Source organism: Albimonas sp. (assembly GCF_055129145.1).
In genome coordinates this window covers 33,546-48,332 of record NZ_JBSRTQ010000016.1, presented here as the reverse complement: position 1 = coordinate 48,332, position 14,787 = coordinate 33,546, and the positions used below count along the sequence as shown (strand labels likewise).

The 14,787-nt window shown below is 65.1% G+C and carries 14 protein-coding genes, 2 tRNA genes and 1 pseudogene; 11 read left to right on the top strand and 6 right to left on the bottom strand.

Annotated elements, in window-relative coordinates; translation table 11 throughout:
• The 3 genes and pseudogenes from ACTB72_RS04890 to ACTB72_RS04880 all read right to left on the bottom strand — a co-directional run.
• Nucleotides 1–397: pseudogene (locus ACTB72_RS04890) on the bottom strand (hypothetical protein); the annotation flags it as partial.
• A gap of 109 nt (nucleotides 398–506) precedes the next feature.
• On the bottom strand, nucleotides 507–1,907 hold the full coding sequence (locus tag ACTB72_RS04885) for a TolC family outer membrane protein (RefSeq protein WP_463035861.1): 1,401 nt from the start codon (nucleotides 1,905–1,907) through the stop codon (nucleotides 507–509).
• Between the two features lie 137 nt (nucleotides 1,908–2,044).
• The gene (locus ACTB72_RS04880) at nucleotides 2,045–2,698 is read right to left on the bottom strand and encodes a protein-L-isoaspartate O-methyltransferase family protein (RefSeq protein WP_463035860.1); all 654 of its coding nucleotides are present in this window, start codon (nucleotides 2,696–2,698) and stop codon (nucleotides 2,045–2,047) included.
• A 232-nt stretch (nucleotides 2,699–2,930) separates the two neighbouring features.
• Between ACTB72_RS04880 and ACTB72_RS04875 the strand changes: the two genes are divergently transcribed.
• Nucleotides 2,931–3,004 (top strand) — tRNA-Cys (locus tag ACTB72_RS04875).
• A 53-nt stretch (nucleotides 3,005–3,057) separates the two neighbouring features.
• Here the strand turns inward: ACTB72_RS04875 and ACTB72_RS04870 are convergent.
• Nucleotides 3,058–4,119, bottom strand: coding sequence for a tyrosine-type recombinase/integrase (locus tag ACTB72_RS04870; RefSeq protein WP_463035859.1), 1,062 nt, complete (start codon nucleotides 4,117–4,119; stop codon nucleotides 3,058–3,060).
• A gap of 959 nt (nucleotides 4,120–5,078) precedes the next feature.
• Here ACTB72_RS04870 and ACTB72_RS04865 point away from each other — a divergent pair.
• Nucleotides 5,079–5,627: a hypothetical protein gene (locus tag ACTB72_RS04865; protein WP_463035858.1), complete on the top strand. Its 549-nt coding sequence runs from the start codon at nucleotides 5,079–5,081 to the stop codon at nucleotides 5,625–5,627.
• A gap of 69 nt (nucleotides 5,628–5,696) precedes the next feature.
• Here ACTB72_RS04865 and ACTB72_RS04860 read toward each other — a convergent pair whose 3' ends face one another.
• Nucleotides 5,697–6,143: a helix-turn-helix domain-containing protein gene (locus tag ACTB72_RS04860; RefSeq protein WP_463035857.1), complete on the bottom strand. Its 447-nt coding sequence runs from the start codon at nucleotides 6,141–6,143 to the stop codon at nucleotides 5,697–5,699.
• 69 nt (nucleotides 6,144–6,212) lie between these two features.
• On the opposite strand from ACTB72_RS04860, the gene ACTB72_RS04855 reads away from it, so the two are divergent.
• From ACTB72_RS04855 to ACTB72_RS04845, 3 genes are all read left to right on the top strand, one after another.
• The gene (locus tag ACTB72_RS04855; protein ID WP_463035856.1) at nucleotides 6,213–6,476 is read left to right on the top strand and encodes a hypothetical protein; all 264 of its coding nucleotides are present in this window, start codon (nucleotides 6,213–6,215) and stop codon (nucleotides 6,474–6,476) included.
• Nucleotides 6,473–6,853, top strand: a complete 381-nt coding sequence (locus ACTB72_RS04850; protein WP_463035855.1) for a hypothetical protein — start codon at nucleotides 6,473–6,475, stop codon at nucleotides 6,851–6,853. Before ACTB72_RS04855 ends, ACTB72_RS04850 begins: the two co-directional genes overlap by 4 nt.
• 196 nt (nucleotides 6,854–7,049) lie before the next feature.
• Nucleotides 7,050–8,288, top strand: a complete 1,239-nt coding sequence (locus ACTB72_RS04845; protein ID WP_463035854.1) for a hypothetical protein — start codon at nucleotides 7,050–7,052, stop codon at nucleotides 8,286–8,288.
• A gap of 17 nt (nucleotides 8,289–8,305) precedes the next feature.
• Here ACTB72_RS04845 and ACTB72_RS04840 read toward each other — a convergent pair whose 3' ends face one another.
• Entirely contained in the window at nucleotides 8,306–8,875 is a 570-nt protein-coding gene (locus tag ACTB72_RS04840; RefSeq protein WP_463035853.1) for a recombinase family protein, read from the bottom strand.
• A 231-nt stretch (nucleotides 8,876–9,106) separates the two neighbouring features.
• On the opposite strand from ACTB72_RS04840, the gene ACTB72_RS04835 reads away from it, so the two are divergent.
• From ACTB72_RS04835 to ACTB72_RS04810, 6 genes are all read left to right on the top strand, one after another.
• Nucleotides 9,107–9,997: a ParA family protein gene (locus tag ACTB72_RS04835; RefSeq protein ID WP_463035852.1), complete on the top strand. Its 891-nt coding sequence runs from the start codon at nucleotides 9,107–9,109 to the stop codon at nucleotides 9,995–9,997.
• Nucleotides 9,994–10,422, top strand: coding sequence for a hypothetical protein (locus ACTB72_RS04830; protein WP_463035851.1), 429 nt, complete (start codon nucleotides 9,994–9,996; stop codon nucleotides 10,420–10,422). Before ACTB72_RS04835 ends, ACTB72_RS04830 begins: the two co-directional genes overlap by 4 nt.
• A 74-nt stretch (nucleotides 10,423–10,496) precedes the next feature.
• Nucleotides 10,497–10,590: transfer RNA gene (locus tag ACTB72_RS04825), tRNA-Ser, on the top strand.
• A gap of 444 nt (nucleotides 10,591–11,034) precedes the next feature.
• Entirely contained in the window at nucleotides 11,035–11,223 is a 189-nt protein-coding gene (locus ACTB72_RS04820; protein ID WP_463035850.1) for a hypothetical protein, read from the top strand.
• A 311-nt stretch (nucleotides 11,224–11,534) separates the two neighbouring features.
• Complete coding sequence (locus ACTB72_RS04815; RefSeq protein WP_463035849.1) at nucleotides 11,535–12,929, top strand: uracil-xanthine permease family protein; 1,395 nt, start codon at nucleotides 11,535–11,537, stop codon at nucleotides 12,927–12,929.
• A gap of 237 nt (nucleotides 12,930–13,166) precedes the next feature.
• Nucleotides 13,167–14,750 carry an AMP-binding protein gene (locus tag ACTB72_RS04810; protein WP_463035848.1) on the top strand — a complete coding sequence of 528 codons (1,584 nt, stop codon included), beginning with the start codon at nucleotides 13,167–13,169 and terminating at the stop codon, nucleotides 14,748–14,750.
• Nucleotides 14,751–14,787: the final 37 nt, after the last annotated feature.

Genomic DNA, 14,787 nt, shown 5'->3' with positions numbered 1-14,787 from the left:
GCCAGGTCGGGCTCGCGGCCGGCTCCGGCGCGGCTTCGGGCTCGTCCGTCGGGGCGGCGCCGCGCGAGGACCAGGCCGGCGCCGGCTCGAAGTCGGCGGGCTCGGGTTCGGCCTCCGGCACGGGCGGAAGCGCCGGCCCCTGGTCCAGCCGGCGGGTCAGCAGCAGCGGCGGCTCCTCGTCCGGCGCGGGGCCGAGCGGCCCGGTCGGCAGGCGGCGATAGGCGGGCCCGGACACCTCGCCGAGACCCTTCGGGCCGTCGAGCCGCATCGAGGCGGTAAGCTGCAGCGTGCCGGTCCGATCCGACCCGCCGCGGCCCGCACGCTCCTCCGCGTCCATATCTCGGATCGAGGCGAGGATCTTCGCCTCGGACGCGTCGCCGGCCTCGTTGTCCTGCATGTCGGTGCTCCCGCATGGCCTTTCGGCCGTCGCCGTCATCGTCGCCGTCCGCGCGCCGCGTCCCCGGCCGCCGGCACCCGGAGGGGGCGCGGGCGGCGGGGTCGGCCGGTCACGGCCGGTAGCGGCCGCCCCATTTCACCGAGTCGTCCTGATACCAGCCGTTCGGCACCCGCTCGACCTCGGCCGGATAGGCGTCGGGGTCGTAGCGGGCGACGTCGAGGCCCAGATGCGCGACGGTCAGCGCGCCGACCGAGGACAGCAGCGTGTAGCCGGCCACGTATTCGTCGCGCAGCGAGGAATAGAGGTCGGCCCGCGCCAGCTGCAGCTCCTGGTCCGCGTCCAGCACGTCGAGCGTGGTGCGCGCGCCCAGCGTCGCCTCCTCGCGCACGCCGTCGAAAGCGATCTGCGCGGCCTCGATCTGCTGGCGGGCGGCGGTGATCGAGATCCGCGACACCTCGAGCCCCGACCACGAGTTCGACACCTGCTGGCGCACCTGGCGGGCGATGGCGTGGATCAGCGCCTGGCGCTGCGCCAGCCTCGCCTGGGCTTCGCGCACCAGGGACGGATTGCGACCGCCCGACCAGAGCGGCACCGAGGCGCGCACGCCGATGGAGGCGGAGTTGCTGTCCGACGTCCCGCCGTCGATCAGCACCGAGCCGTCGGAATAGGCGACGTCGCCCTCCAGATCCACGGTCGGCAGCATCCCGCCCAGCGCGCGCTTCACTTCGTATTCGGCCTGGCGCACGTCGTAGCGCGCGGCGACCAGCAGCGGATGCTCGGCTTCGGCCAGCGCGATGGCCGCGGTCTCGCTCGCGGGCAGTTCGGGCAGCGGCGGCGGCGCGGCCAGATCCTCGGGCAGCTCGCCGACGGCGGCGAGATAGGCCTGCCGCGACCGCGCGAGCGCCCCGGTCTGGGCGGCGAGGGTGGAGCGCGCGGCCGCGAGCCGGGCCTCGGCCTGGCTGACATCGGTGCGGGTCACCTCGCCCACGTCGAAGCGGTCCCTTGCGGCGCGCAGCTGCTCGGAGATCACCCGCACGTTGGAGCGCGCCACGCCGACCAGCGCGATGTCGCGCCGCACGTCCTCATAGGCCGTCACCGCAGCCAGCAGCACGTCCTGCTCGGTCGAGGTCAACGAGGACACGCCCGACGACACCGCCGCCTGGGCCGAGCGGGAGCCGTTATAGGTGCGCCCGCCGTCATAGAGGTTCAGCGAGCCCGACACGCCGAGCGAGAACGGGTCGGTGTCGTCCCGGCTGCGCGGCCGCAGCGCGGAGCTGCGGCTGTCGGTGTTGCGAAATCCGTAGCTCGCGGTGGCGTTGGCCGCGCCGAGCCCGGCGCTGCGCTCCTGCACCTCGTCCTCGGTCAGCGCCTTCAGCCCGTAGCGTTCGGCCTGCAGGCTGGGGTTGTTGGCGTAGGCCTTGGCCATCGCGTCGGCCAGCGTCTCCGCGCCGGCCGGCGCAAGGCCGGCCACGAGCGCGCCGAGCGCCAGACCCAAAGTCGTGATTTTCATGCCGGTCATCCCGCCGATTTCAACGTCGTCCTGCCCGGAACCGGCCCCCCCGGACCGGCGCTCCGACCAGACCCTACCTGAGGCGCCCCTGCCCGGAAAGGTCAAACCGCCCCGGTGGGATGCGCGTCAAAGCGCGCTCAGAAATCGAAGGCCGGCGCCTTGGCGAAACCGGAGAGCACGGGGGCGGCGGCGTCGAACACCCGCCATGACGACAGGGCGCCGTTGGTCTTGGTCAGCACTTCGCAGCGGCCATAGGCGCCGGACATGCGGATCAGGACCAGGCGGCCGCCTTCGCGCAGCTGGTCGGCGATGGCGTCGGGGACGGTCTCGACCCCGCCCTCGATGAAGATGACGTTGTAGGGGGCGTGCTCGGGGGCGCCGGCCTCGAGCGGCGCGGTCACCACTTCGGCGTTGTGCACTTCCAGCTCGGTCAGCGCGGCGGAGGCGGCGCGGGCCATGTCCTCGTCGCACTCGACCGCGATCACCGCGGCGCCGAGTCGCGCCAGCACGGCGGTCGAATAGCCGAGCCCGCAGGCCACATCCAGCACCAGGTCGTCGGGTCCGATGCCGGAGGCCTCGATCATCTTGGCGAAGGTGCGCGGGTCGAGGATCACCCGGTCGGCGGCGAGACGCAGATGCTCGCCCGCATAGGCGACGGCGCGCAGGGCCACGGGCGCGAAGCGTTCGCGCGGGATCGAGAGCATCGCCTCGATGATCGGGTAGGAGGTGACGTCGGAGGGGCGCACCTGGTTGTCGACCATGGCGGTGCGGGCGGCTGCGAAATCGCTCATCGGGCTCTCCGATCCTGCGTTGAAGCTTGATCCGGGCCCCTCGCGGCCCCTTGACGACGCGATGCCACAAGACGGCGCGGCGCGCAATGCGGCGGGACGCGGGCGGGGGCGGTCGCGGGCGGCGGCACGGGGCGTTTCGGGTCCCGCGTCCGGCCCCCGCGCGCGCCCCCGTCGGCCCCCGCCGCCGGGCCTTGACCTGTTTGCGCGCACCCCCTAAACGCTGGCCCCGGATGGCGACGTGGCGGAGTGGTTACGCAGCGGATTGCAAATCCGTGCACGCCGGTTCGATTCCGGCCGTCGCCTCCAACACTTAGCCACATCGACCGGACGAGTTTTACAGGGTGTTTTACACCCTTTGTTCACGACTCGTCCCCTGCCCCGGCTCGCCGTGCCCCATCCAGCTTTTGCCGAATCCGGTCGGTAAGCTCGGGGGCCACGACGGCGTAGTGCTCGATCACCTGAGATGCGTATCTGAGGGACCATCCCATATGCGATGCGATCTCGCCGAGACTGAGATCACGGTTGAGCAATTTGGTGACCACGGTTCCCCGGGTGTCTTTCCACTGAAGTTCTTTCCTCAGCCCGGCCTCATCGATCCAGTCGCTCATATACTGAGAAGCCCGTTGCACGGTGAGCGGACGTCCGATTTCGCCTACCAAAACGAGCAGTCGATTTGCAGGGATATCATCCAAAACAAGACCCAGAGCTTTACTCACGGGTATTGATGCGGTGGCACCGCGTTTGGATGTCCGGATCATGATCCGGCGACCTTGGGGAGTAGCATCGACATGCTGGCGGGACAGTCTGACGATGTCACCGGGCCTCAACCCGGTCTCAAGCGAAACGGTCAGAATGCGCCGAGCGAGGGGTGGGGCGACCTTCATGAACGCCTCGATATCTTTGTCGGTCCAGATGATGTTCGCTCGGTTGGAATGATAGAGTTTCGCGATCCGCTCGCAGTAATGCGCATTGATCTCGCCATTCTCGCGAGCCCAGTTCAGGATTCTCACACCGACAGTGACGGCGTAGTCGGCCTGCTTGGGACTATGTCCCCAGTTGTTACGCCATTGCATGAAATCGCGTCGAGTGCGCTGATCCTCCCAAGCGCGAATGCTGAGTTCACCAAACTCCTCGACGAACCTCCCTGCCCATTTCCGGTAGTCCTCTCGGGTCCGCTCCCGTTTACTCGTGAACTCCGGACTTGATAGAAAGCGATCCACCATGGCCTCGGTCGTCGAAGCGTTGATGGGTTTGGCCTCCTTCACCGCATCCAAGGCTTCGCGATAGGAAAGATGGTAGGCTGGACTTCCAAGAGGAGAGTCGCCGCTCTTCCAGAAACGTGGTCCTCCACGGAACAGGTAGTGATACTCGACTCCCCGGGCGCGGACCCGGTGAACACCTTCAAGACGCACCACAACCACGTCCCGCCCTCCACTCGTCCAGAGATTTCCCGTCACCGACCGGGGCCTGTTGGGGTGGATCAAAAAATTCGACCCGGAACCCATCTTGGCTCATGTTGATGGCAGTCGGCCTCAGTCCGTTGTTCCGAAGAGCGTTCATCATGATGGAGACCGAATCCGCAAACAGTTTGGCTTGGTGCGCTGTCGGCAATGCTGGCGCTGGGCGACGGCTCATACTGACACCACCACCTTCGTGCACGAGCAGCGATCAATAGGACGAACAGCCCTCTCGCACGCAGTAACTCGTCGACTTAGTTGCGTGCCCGCGCGTGTAAGCTCCGCGTATTCCTTCAGTCTATAGAAGGAACATTTGGACCGCAGGAGCACGGACCATCGAACAAAAATCTGCATTTCAGACCCTGCATCATCAGGGTCCGGGGTTTCCACGCCCGGCACCAGTGACCGACGCGCACGACCAGGGTCGCCCGCATGCTGGCGAACGATTGCAAAAACTTAGCTTGCCCTGAACGTGGTTCGGCCCGGTATTGTTTCGGGCAAGGGGACGCCGCTAATCGGCGAGACATGGTGGCAGGGCTGTGTCGCTTCAAGGGAGTCGGCGAAAAAAATGCGCTGATGCAGGGACATGCGCCCCCACGCCCGGCACCGGCGCGACCTCAGCTATTCAGCATTGTCGCTGAGGTGACCATGAAGCCCGCCAGACTGGCTGAGAAGGCCGCTGAGGCCGATCCTGACCGGATGACGCATTCTCTCCACCTACCAGTCCATCGGGGTTCTGGAGGCCTCTCAGGAGGCCGGGCTTCCGGGGCTCGATCTGATCATCTGCAACGAGGCCCACCGGACCACCGGGGCCAAGCTGGCGGGTGTGGATGAATCGAACTTCGTGAAGATTCACCCCGATTCTACGGGTCAATACTTGAAAGCCTGAATCTTCACCCATCTACCGGTCCCGGAGGTGGGTGATGGTTCTTGTGTTTTTTCTGATTGCGGTCGGTGGTTTCCTCACCGGCCTTTCGTGTCGCAACCGATGGTCGGCGGTGATCTCTTCCGGGATAATCGCCTGCCTCATTCCTTTCGCAGTATGGTCAATCCTGACGCTGGTTGAATCCTTGATCGTCGACGTCGCGCCCCTGCTGCCGGATATTATCCCGCATCGTCCCGACATCACTGTGCTGGCCCTGTCCTCCGCCCCGCTGGCGGCCCTCTGGGCGGGAGGATGGATAAGAGACCGACGATCCCAGCTTCGCCTGCACCGGATCACCACGATGGACCCGCGGGGGTTCGTAGAGGAGATCGACAGGTTGGCCAATCACCCCGGACTGGCCGGACACGATTGGCTGGAGAACCGCTGGTCCAGGTGGACGCAGCAGCAAAAGCGAGCGTGGGTCTCGCGCCGCATGACCTCCCTCCGCGCTCTCCACCGCGAGAGCGCCGGGTTGGGCTTCTCTCGCCTCGGACGCAGGGCGGCGGATGGCTTAAGTGTATTTGATACGCCGCCGGAGCAGAAGTGATTGTAAGCCGTTCTCCTGGGCTCTGGGCCGGACGCCCTTATAGTCCCGTTGGCAGAATTTGCATCCCCACTACCGCCTCAAAGCCGCAGAGACATAGTCGGCATGCTGGGCCGGAGAGAAGCTTACCGCGGCACCGGGATCGGCCAGGAGACGTTCGACCTCCCGTCGGTATACCTGCACGACCAGGTCCGCGACCTTCTCGGGAGATGGTTTGACCCGCATGGTTCTGGCGGTCTCCAGCACCAGCAGGACCGCCTCATGCATCCGGTCCTGATCGACCATCCCGGGCATCCCGGTGAGTTGTCCTTCGAAGATATCCTGAATCTTGACCTGATATAGTCGGGCGAGCACCTCGATCCGATCCGCGGCGACGCCGGAGACCGCGGTTTCCATCCGGGAGAGCGATGCGGTCGAAATCCCCAGGTGCCGGGCCGCCTCGTCCAGCGACATGCCGCGAGCTTCCCTCGCCTTGCGAAGGGTGGAGGCGATCCGGGCTCTGGAGGGTGCGTCAGCCATGAGGGTCGGATTGCATAAAATGTAATTCTCCGCCAGCCCCGTCGGGGCATCGAGAAGAACCCGAAGGGGTTGACGAATCCTTACGAAAACCGCAATTCGCAAATCATGAAGCTAGGCGATTGGTTGCGGATGAATGGGGTTCCTGCGGTGCGCTTCGCCGAAAGCGTCGGCACGACGCCTGCCACCATCTCCCGCGTGGTGAACGGTCAGGTGGTGCCGCGACGGGCGTTGATGGCGGCGATCATCGAGGCCACCGACAGGCAGGTCACCGCGGGAGACCTTGTCGGGATCGGACCAACGTCAGGTGAGCGTGATCGAGGGGGGAAGGCGTGACGAACGCTTCGGAAGACGATCAGCCCGCGGGCTGCGTGCAGGGATGTTTCGCGATCATCGTGCTGCTGATGACCGGAGGGTCGCTGCTGGTCCTGGTATGGCTGCTGTTCGGGGGCATCGTCACCGGACTGATAAACATCGTGGCATATCCGGGATATGAATCCTGCCAGACGCAGGTCCGTGCCGGGTTGAGAGAACCCAGTTCGGGAGAATTCTCGTGGCCCCCTACGACCCGTGAGCACCGATCCGATCCGAACCGGTGGGCCTACATGTTCGAGGTCAGCGCCCGAAACGGGTTCGGAGGTCGGAATACCCGGACCATGACCTGTGAGATCGATGATACCGGCGAGACCATGCGGGTCTATGTGCAGTGGTAGCCGGGGGCGTGACCGACGAGTTCCATCACCTCTGATCAGCGTTCAGGAACGCACGAAGTCGCTGGACATCAAGGTGGCGCGGCAATCCGACCCCTAGCCAACGAAAAAGATTCAGGGTGCCGCCGTCGCCCCCGACGCCGGAGCTACCTATCTGCGGGGGAGAGACACGCTCATTTCCGCAGACAGGAGATTAATCATGGAAAAAAAGAAGAAGGGTGATCTATGCGTTACCCCGAACCTTCAGGCGATCTACGAGCAGAGGCTTTCAGCGACGGACGGAAAAGTCGAACGGGCCTTGGGTGTCCGCGGACCCTTCTCGGAATCGTTCAAGAACCTGATCAGAAGCGATTGCGAGGGGATTCTTCAGAGCGAGTTCCTTGTCAAAGACCTGAAGATGTTCAAGCTCACCCTCAATGCACTGAACCGCGACCCGCATCATAACCGAGCCCGCGACCTGAGCGAGATGTTCAGCGGCGATCCGGGGCGCTCCGGATACGATAGTATCCTCTGCCCCCTCGCCCGGCAGGTCCATGGGCTGAATCTCATGACCGGGGCCACCCGGTATTTCTTTCCGGAGGTTCGGAACCAACTCTATTTCCTCACGGTGGTAATGGACTTCGCCCCCGACCTGGAAACGCTGGCCAAGCAAATCGGTGACGCCCGTCTGTCGATGGAGAAGATCGGCGAGGCCATGACCAATAGCCGACGCGGCATCGTCATGTTCGGCACGTTCGAGCCCGACCTTCGTTCCGGGGAGGACTTCATAAAACGAAAAACACTCAGCAAGGCTGCCGGAGACCTCGGCTGGGTGGTGGACGATGCAGGTGGATGGGTGCTCAGCAGCCACCTCCTTGTTCGGGCCGTGGATGTGGCCCCACTGAAGGCGGCTCTTAAGAAAATCTTTCCAGCAAATGGCTGGCGGCGAGTTCATTTGAGGCCATTTGATAAAAACAAGACCGTTCTGGGGAACCTTTTGAAGCTGGTGAAATATGTGTCCAAGGCCAGCCCATCGATAGGTGCTCTCAATTCTGGAAAGGTGAAAATGGACCCAAGCAACCTTAATCGGAATCTCAGAACAACCGTTCTCGGTCCTCAGGTGCCGGTGTCGTCCATCCCCGATGAAATAGACCGCGATCATGCAATCCGTCAGTTGGCGATATTTCTCCACGATACCGGGTTTGATAAACTGACGTTTTCCTACGAGTCCGGGTATGCTCAGGAATGGTATACTCACGAGGAGACGTTAATGTTCCTGAATGAGGGATGGCTTGAGAACTTGCACGGCTACTGCAAGGTCGAAGTTCACCGCAGCGACGACACGCACGGACCGAAGCCACGGCGCGTCACTCGGGAGCTTACCTACAAGTCTGCGGACGTGCCCGAACCGACCCGCGTCTATGTAGGGACCTCCGTGGGTATCAGCTTGGCCATCTGACCCACATCACACGAGCATCACCCCGCCGGTGCCACATCCCGGCGGGCGGGACAGTGACGGTAGACGGTGGCCACGGAAACCCCCAAGACGGTGGCGACCTCGGTGGCCGGACGCCCATCCTCCAGCAGGTTCCGTGCCGCGGCGATCTTCTCTCCGGTCATCTTCACGGGACGACCCCCAACCCGTCCTCGTTTCCTGGCGGCGTCCAGCCCGACCCGGGTGCGTTCACGGATCAGGTCTCGTTCGAACTGCGCGATGGCACCGAACACATGGAACACAAGCCGTCCTCCGGGAGTGGAGGTGTCGATCTCCTCGGTCAGACTCCGGAGTCCGATCTGGCGATGGTCCAGGTCCGCGACCAGATTGGTCAGATGCGGCAGAGAGCGGGCCACCCGGTCCAGCTTGAAACAGACCAGCACATCCCCGGGGCGGGCATACTCGAGAGCCTCCCGGAGAACCGGACGATCCTCCCGTGCACCCGATGCGACCTCGGTGAAGACCTTGTCGCAACCAGCATGGTGAAGGGAATCCAACTGACCGTCCAGAGACTGTTCTCGAGTGGAAATCCGCGCGTAACCTACCAGCATGGCCACCCCTTCGATTCTCGAAACTCAACTTATTATACCAGGATCGACGATAAGTTTTGAGAGTATATTTTGAGAATGGATTGAGTTCACTGTCGGGTGTGCCCGATGGGTGCCGTTTTGATTATCGAAAACGACCGATATCGCTCCGTCACCCGGTGGCGGTCGCTGAAAGTGGTTGCCACACTGACGGCCCTTTATTAAGGCATTGGACTAGGCGGGGAGAGGTCTCAGATGTCACGTATTGTATCCTTCGTTAGCGAAAAGGGCGGCGTCGGCAAGACAACGGCATGCTATCACGTTGCGGTAGGGCTCAATCGCTACCACAAAAAGCGCGTTCTTGTTGTTGATGCTGACTACCAAAGGGGCGGCATCTCGGGACGCTTCTTCCCCGATGTCATCGAAAGCTTCGCAACTGGCGAAGTGGATGGCACAACATTGTTCCATAAATTTCAACAACTATACAGCGCCAGCACTCAAACACCTGCGGTAGATGTTCGCGTGTGGACGCGCGGTCACGCCAAAGTCGACGTAATACCGGCAGACCCGCGCCTCGCTACTGTGAGCGTCGACAAGCTGCCGAGCAGTAACAATATTCGCGACAACAACTTGAAACTTCTACAGCACTTAAGAACCATTCGAATGTCGCTGAACGCCCTTTCAGGGAACTATGACTACATTCTAATCGACAGTCATCCCGAGGTTTCCGACGTGTTGCGCGCTGTTATTTTTGCGTCTGACTATTGCGTCTCTCCAGTTAAGCTCGACCGACAGTCATCGATAGGCGTTGCGACCATTATTGGTGAGATTAACAACGTAAACGCGGACATCGAGATGATAAGAAGTGGCGTATCGGCCTTTGATTATTCGGACACGCAGTTCGCTGGTTCGATTGGCATGATGGCTCGTGAGTATGGTGAGGCCCTGAAACAATCAGAACAGACTGAATACAACAGGTTGCGACGCACTGGTGGTGTGTTTTCGAACTACATCACCGAGGGCGATGGGTTGAGGCAGGCGGCTGCCAGTCGAATTCCAGTATACGATGTAAACACAGCAAATGGCGAAAAGCAGGCAGGACAATTTCGTGCTCTCCTGCAAGAGTTTCTGGAGAAGTGCCCGTGACCTCCGAAGATGTAAAGAAGCTCGTCGAATGGTTAGGTTCCGAAGGGGCGATGGCGGGTCTTGAACGAAGCCAGCTTACAAATGCTGAGTTGATGGTCTTGGCGCGAGAGGCTGGCGTTGAGGTGGAGAAGAGAACTCCACGACGCCAAATTGTGGTTGAACTTGTAATGAGTGACATCAAAAGAATAGAGAAAGATACCGATTACTTGATCGGAATGTCTACCGATGAGTTGCAGCGTTACTTCTCGGACCGCCAAGTGTCAAGCAAAGAGATTATGGAACTTCTGCGCAGCTTGGAGATCGCCCCAACTGGAAAGGTTAGAGGCAAGATTGCTGATTATGCAGCGAGAGAGATCGGTGAGCTTGGGCTGTTTCAAAGGATCGCCAAGGGCGGAACAACCAAGCAATCCTCAGACAAGAAGTAGGTGTCGCAATCGTTTCTGACGCCGGTGCGAGTTTACACCGGGACTGTAAGCCATTGGCGCGGCTAGGGCTCATAGGGGTCGTTGTTTTCAAGATTATTCAATACTTCCACAGCTTTATGTCGGATTGCAAATCCGTGCACGCCGGTTCGATTCCGGCCGTCGCCTCCATCCCCCCGAGCCATTTTGGGTAGAGCCACCCTGGATCCCGTCGCCCGACGGATCGCCGCGCCCGCCTGCGCGGTGTTCGCGACTCATTCCGGGTCCTTATCATCGGCTCGCCGAGGCGTCCCAAGCGGAGTTGGGCGAATTTCGCCGGGTTTCGACCTATCGGGCGAGGGTGTGGGGCGCTTGCGGTTCTCCGTGCGGCCGGGAGCCCCGATCCGGCCGCGAGCCCCCAGCGCAGAGAACTTTTCGTTTTTCGTCAACCCTATGGCCGGCCCGCGTCGGCGCCGGCCGCCGACGCTGCGGCCCGCAGGCGCGGGCCTCATCGCAGTCAAACTGGGAAGGTCCCTTTATTATAAGGGTTTCAAAGATTTGCGTGCCGCTCGATCACATGCATACTGGTTCCCGATCCCCGGCGACGCCCCGCCGGCCCTCGACTCGGAGCGCCCCATGCAGACCTTCGAACCGACGCCGCCGACCTCGCAGCCGAATGACGGCCAGCCGACCCCGGGCCTGTTCGGCGCCCTGCTCGAAGCCCTGGTGCCCCCCCTGCCCCCGATCGACGCCGAGGACGATCCCGACCACAAGGCGCGCGAACTGGCCTTCTACGAGAGCCTGGCCTTCTCCGCCTCGATCTGAGCGGCCCACGTCGCCGCGCCGGCCGGCGCCCGCATTCCCGACCGGGTCCGCCGGGCAGGAACGGACGGCGCGGGGCAATCCTCACGGGCAATGCAGCCCCCTTCCGCGGACTAGACCTGCATTGGGGCGGCGCGCGCCCCGCGCGCCGCCGTCCCCGACCGGCGCGGCTCGGCGCGTGACCCGAGCCCGGTCCCTCGCGCGCGCCCCCTCCCCGGCGGTCCGAACTCCCGCAAATTTTCTTGACGTCCGCGTCGCGCGATGCGTCCATTTCGCATTGCAACATGCGCAGGACGTGCAGCGAGGGATCGACCATGGCGATGAGCGGATTGGGCACGGAGGCGCAGCTCAGGGATCCTGACTACATGCCGCCGCTGGCGAAGGCGGCGCCGCTGGGCGTGCAGCATGTGCTGTCGATGTTCGTCTCGAACGTCACGCCCGCCATCATCGTCGCGGGGGCCGCGGGCTTCGGCTTCGGCACGCCCGGCGTGGGCGAGCTGGTCTACATGATCCAGATGTCGATGCTTTTCGCCGGGGTCGCGACGCTCTTCCAGACCATCGGCTTCGGCCCCGTGGGCGCGCGCCTGCCCATCGTGCAGGGCACCTCCTTCGCCTTCCTGCCGGTGATGATCCCGCTGGTGGCGGGCAAGGGCGTCGACGCCATGGGGGTGATCGCCGGCGGCGTGCTGGCGGGGGGCCTGTTCCACGCATGCCTCGGCACGGTCATCGGCAGGCTGCGCTTCGCGCTCCCTCCGCTCGTCACCGGGCTGGTGGTGCTGATGATCGGCCTGGCCCTGGTCAAGGTCGGCATCCAGTACGCCGCCGGCGGCGTGCCCGCCATCGGCACGCCGGACTACGGCTCGCTCCGCAACTGGACGGTGGCGCTGGTCGTGGTCTTCGTCACGCTGGGGCTGAAGTTCTTCGCCCACGGGCTCGTCTCGCTCGGCGCGGTTCTGGTCGGGCTGATCGCGGGCTATGTCGTGGCGCTCGGCCTCGGCATGGTCAGCTTCGCCAATGTCGGGCGGGCCGGCTGGTTCATGGCGCCCGATCCGTTCCATTTCGGGCTCGACTTCACCACCTCGGCGATCATCGGCTTCTGCCTGATGGGCGTGGTCTCGGCGATCGAGACGGTCGGCGACGTCTCCGGCATCTGCAAGGGCGGCGCGGGGCGCGAGGCGACGACCAAGGAGATCTCGGGCGCCACCTACGCCGACGGTCTCGGCTCGGCCATCGCGGGCGCGTTCGGGGCGCTGCCCAACACCTCGTTCTCGCAGAATGTCGGCCTGATCGCGATCACCGGGGTGATGAGCCGGCATGTGGTGACCATGGGCGCGCTGTTTCTGATCGTCTGCGGACTGGTCCCCAAGGTGGGGGCGGTGATCTCCACCGTGCCGATCACCGTGCTGGGCGGCGGCGTCATCGTGATGTTCGGCATGGTCTGCGCCTCGGGCGTGTCGATGCTGGCGGACGTGAAATGGGATCGCCGCGCGATGGTGATCTTCGCCGTCGCGCTGTCGGTGGGGCTCGGGTTGCAGCTGGAACCCGACGCCCTGCAGCACCTGCCCGAGACGCCGCGGATCCTGCTCGCCACCGGCCTGCTGCCCGCGGCGCTGATCGCCATCGTGCTGAACCTGGTGCTGCCCACCCCGCTGACCGAGGACCAGACCGAGGAGATGTCGGGCGGCATGGCCGGTCGCGGCAACGCCTGAGGCCGGGTTTCGGGCCCGTCAGACGCCGCCGCGTCCCCGGACGCGGCGGCGTCTTCATGCGGGGCGCCATGGCCGGGGACGCCCGGCTCCCGACCCGACCCGACCCGGCCCGGCTCCGACCCTGACGCCGGAGGCCGCGCGCGACGCGGCTGGCGCACCGCCCGACCGACGCGCTACGCTGGCCGCCGAGGCCCCCGAAAACGGCCCGGCCCCCGAACGCCCCGAGACGAGGACGCCATGACCGCCGAACCCGCCCGACTGCACGACCTGCTCGCCCCCGCCCGCGCCCATGGCCGACCGGCCTTCATGGACGAGAGCGGGGCGCCGGTCGTCGCCGCCGCCTTCGACGCACGCGTCGCGGGAACCGCCCGCTGGCTGGCGGCCCAGGGGCTCGGGCCCGGGGATTGCATCGCGGTCTGGCTGGACAACGGGCTCGACTGGCCGGCGCTGCTCTTCGCCGCCGCGCGCGCCGGCATCCGGGTCGCGGCGGTCAACACCCGCTACAAGGCTTTCGAGCTGGAGCATATCCTCGCCCGATCCCACGCGCGCATGATCGTGCTGGGAGCCTGCGACCGGTCCGACCACCTCGCCATCCTCGCCGGCGCCGAGGCCGCGAAGCTCCCCGGGCTCACCGCCATCGCCGTGCGCGGAATCCTGCCCGACACCCCGCCCCTGCCCGGCCGCGCCGTCGTCGCCTTCGATCCGGAGCCGGCGGAGGCGGGCCCTGACGCGACCTCCGACCCCGACGCGCCCCTGATCTTCTTCACCACCTCCGGCACCACCTCCGCGCCCAAGCTGGTCACCCATTCCCAGCGCACGCTGGCGCTCCACGCCCATCGCTGCGCCGCGGCCTTCGGCTTCGACGCGCCCGGCGCGGGCTTCCTCGCCGCCATGCCGTTCTGCGGGGTGTTCGGGCTGTCGTCCTTCCTCGCCGCGGTCGCGGGCGGCGCCCCCGCCCACATGATGGCCCAGTTCGACGCAGCCGCCGCCGCCCGCATCATCCGCGAACACGCGCTGAGCCACATCTTCGGCTCCGACGAGATGTTCCGCCGCCTGATCGAGCTGGACGAGCCCGCCCTCGCCGCCGCCGCCTGCTGCGGCTTCGGATCCTTCACCCCCGGCCTCGGCGACATCCTGCGCGGCGCGGCCGAGCGCGGCGTGCCGCTGCGCGGGGTCTACGGCGCCTCAGAACTCCACGCCCTGTTCAGCATCCAGCCCATGTCCCAGCCGGTGGCCGAGCGGCTCAAGGGCGGCGGCGTCCCCGCGTCGGGCCCCCGCGCCGAGATCCGCGTCCGCGACCCCGAGACCGGCGCGCTGTTGCCGCAGGGGGAGACCGGCGAGCTGGAATTCCGCTGCGATACCTCGTTCCTCGGCTATTTCGAGAACCCGGAGGCGACGGCGAAGGCGGTTGATGCGGAGGGCTTCTACCGCTCCGGCGACATCGGCCATCTGCGAGCCGACGGCTCCTTCGTCTATGCGGCGCGCGGCGGCGACGCGATCCGGCTGTCGGGGTTCCTCGTCGATCCGGCCGAGATCGAGGAGGCGCTGCGCGGCGTCGCCGGCGTCGGCGACGCGCAAGTTGTGGGGATGGAGATCGGCGGCCGCCTGCGCCCCGTGGCCTTCGTGATCCCCGAAGGCCCGTTCGACGAGACCGCCGCCCTCGCCGAAGCCGCCGTCCGTCTCGCCCATTTCAAGGCGCCGGCGCGGCTCTTCCCCATCGACGCCTTCCCGGTGACGCAAAGCGCCAATGGCGTGAAGATCCGCAAATCCGAGCTGCGCGACATGGCCCGCGCCCGTCTCGCCGAGACCGCCGGAGCCTGAGCACGGCGCGTCCCGCGGCCGGCCCCACCCGGGTCGA

Excerpts from the sequence above, each read along its gene's own strand:
- ACTB72_RS04885 (WP_463035861.1), bottom strand. The coding sequence starts at position 1,907 with ATGAAAATCACGACTTTGGGTCTGGCGCTCGGCGCGCTCGTGGCCGGC.
- ACTB72_RS04880 (WP_463035860.1), bottom strand. The coding sequence starts at position 2,698 with ATGAGCGATTTCGCAGCCGCCCGCACCGCCATGGTCGACAACCAGGTG.
- ACTB72_RS04865 (WP_463035858.1), top strand. The coding sequence starts at position 5,079 with ATGGTTCTTGTGTTTTTTCTGATTGCGGTCGGTGGTTTCCTCACCGGC.
- ACTB72_RS04860 (WP_463035857.1), bottom strand. The coding sequence starts at position 6,143 with ATGGCTGACGCACCCTCCAGAGCCCGGATCGCCTCCACCCTTCGCAAG.
- ACTB72_RS04845 (WP_463035854.1), top strand. The coding sequence starts at position 7,050 with ATGGAAAAAAAGAAGAAGGGTGATCTATGCGTTACCCCGAACCTTCAG.
- ACTB72_RS04840 (WP_463035853.1), bottom strand. The coding sequence starts at position 8,875 with ATGCTGGTAGGTTACGCGCGGATTTCCACTCGAGAACAGTCTCTGGAC.
- ACTB72_RS04835 (WP_463035852.1), top strand. The coding sequence starts at position 9,107 with ATGTCACGTATTGTATCCTTCGTTAGCGAAAAGGGCGGCGTCGGCAAG.
- ACTB72_RS04820 (WP_463035850.1), top strand. The coding sequence starts at position 11,035 with ATGCAGACCTTCGAACCGACGCCGCCGACCTCGCAGCCGAATGACGGC.
- ACTB72_RS04815 (WP_463035849.1), top strand. The coding sequence starts at position 11,535 with ATGGCGATGAGCGGATTGGGCACGGAGGCGCAGCTCAGGGATCCTGAC.
- ACTB72_RS04810 (WP_463035848.1), top strand. The coding sequence starts at position 13,167 with ATGACCGCCGAACCCGCCCGACTGCACGACCTGCTCGCCCCCGCCCGC.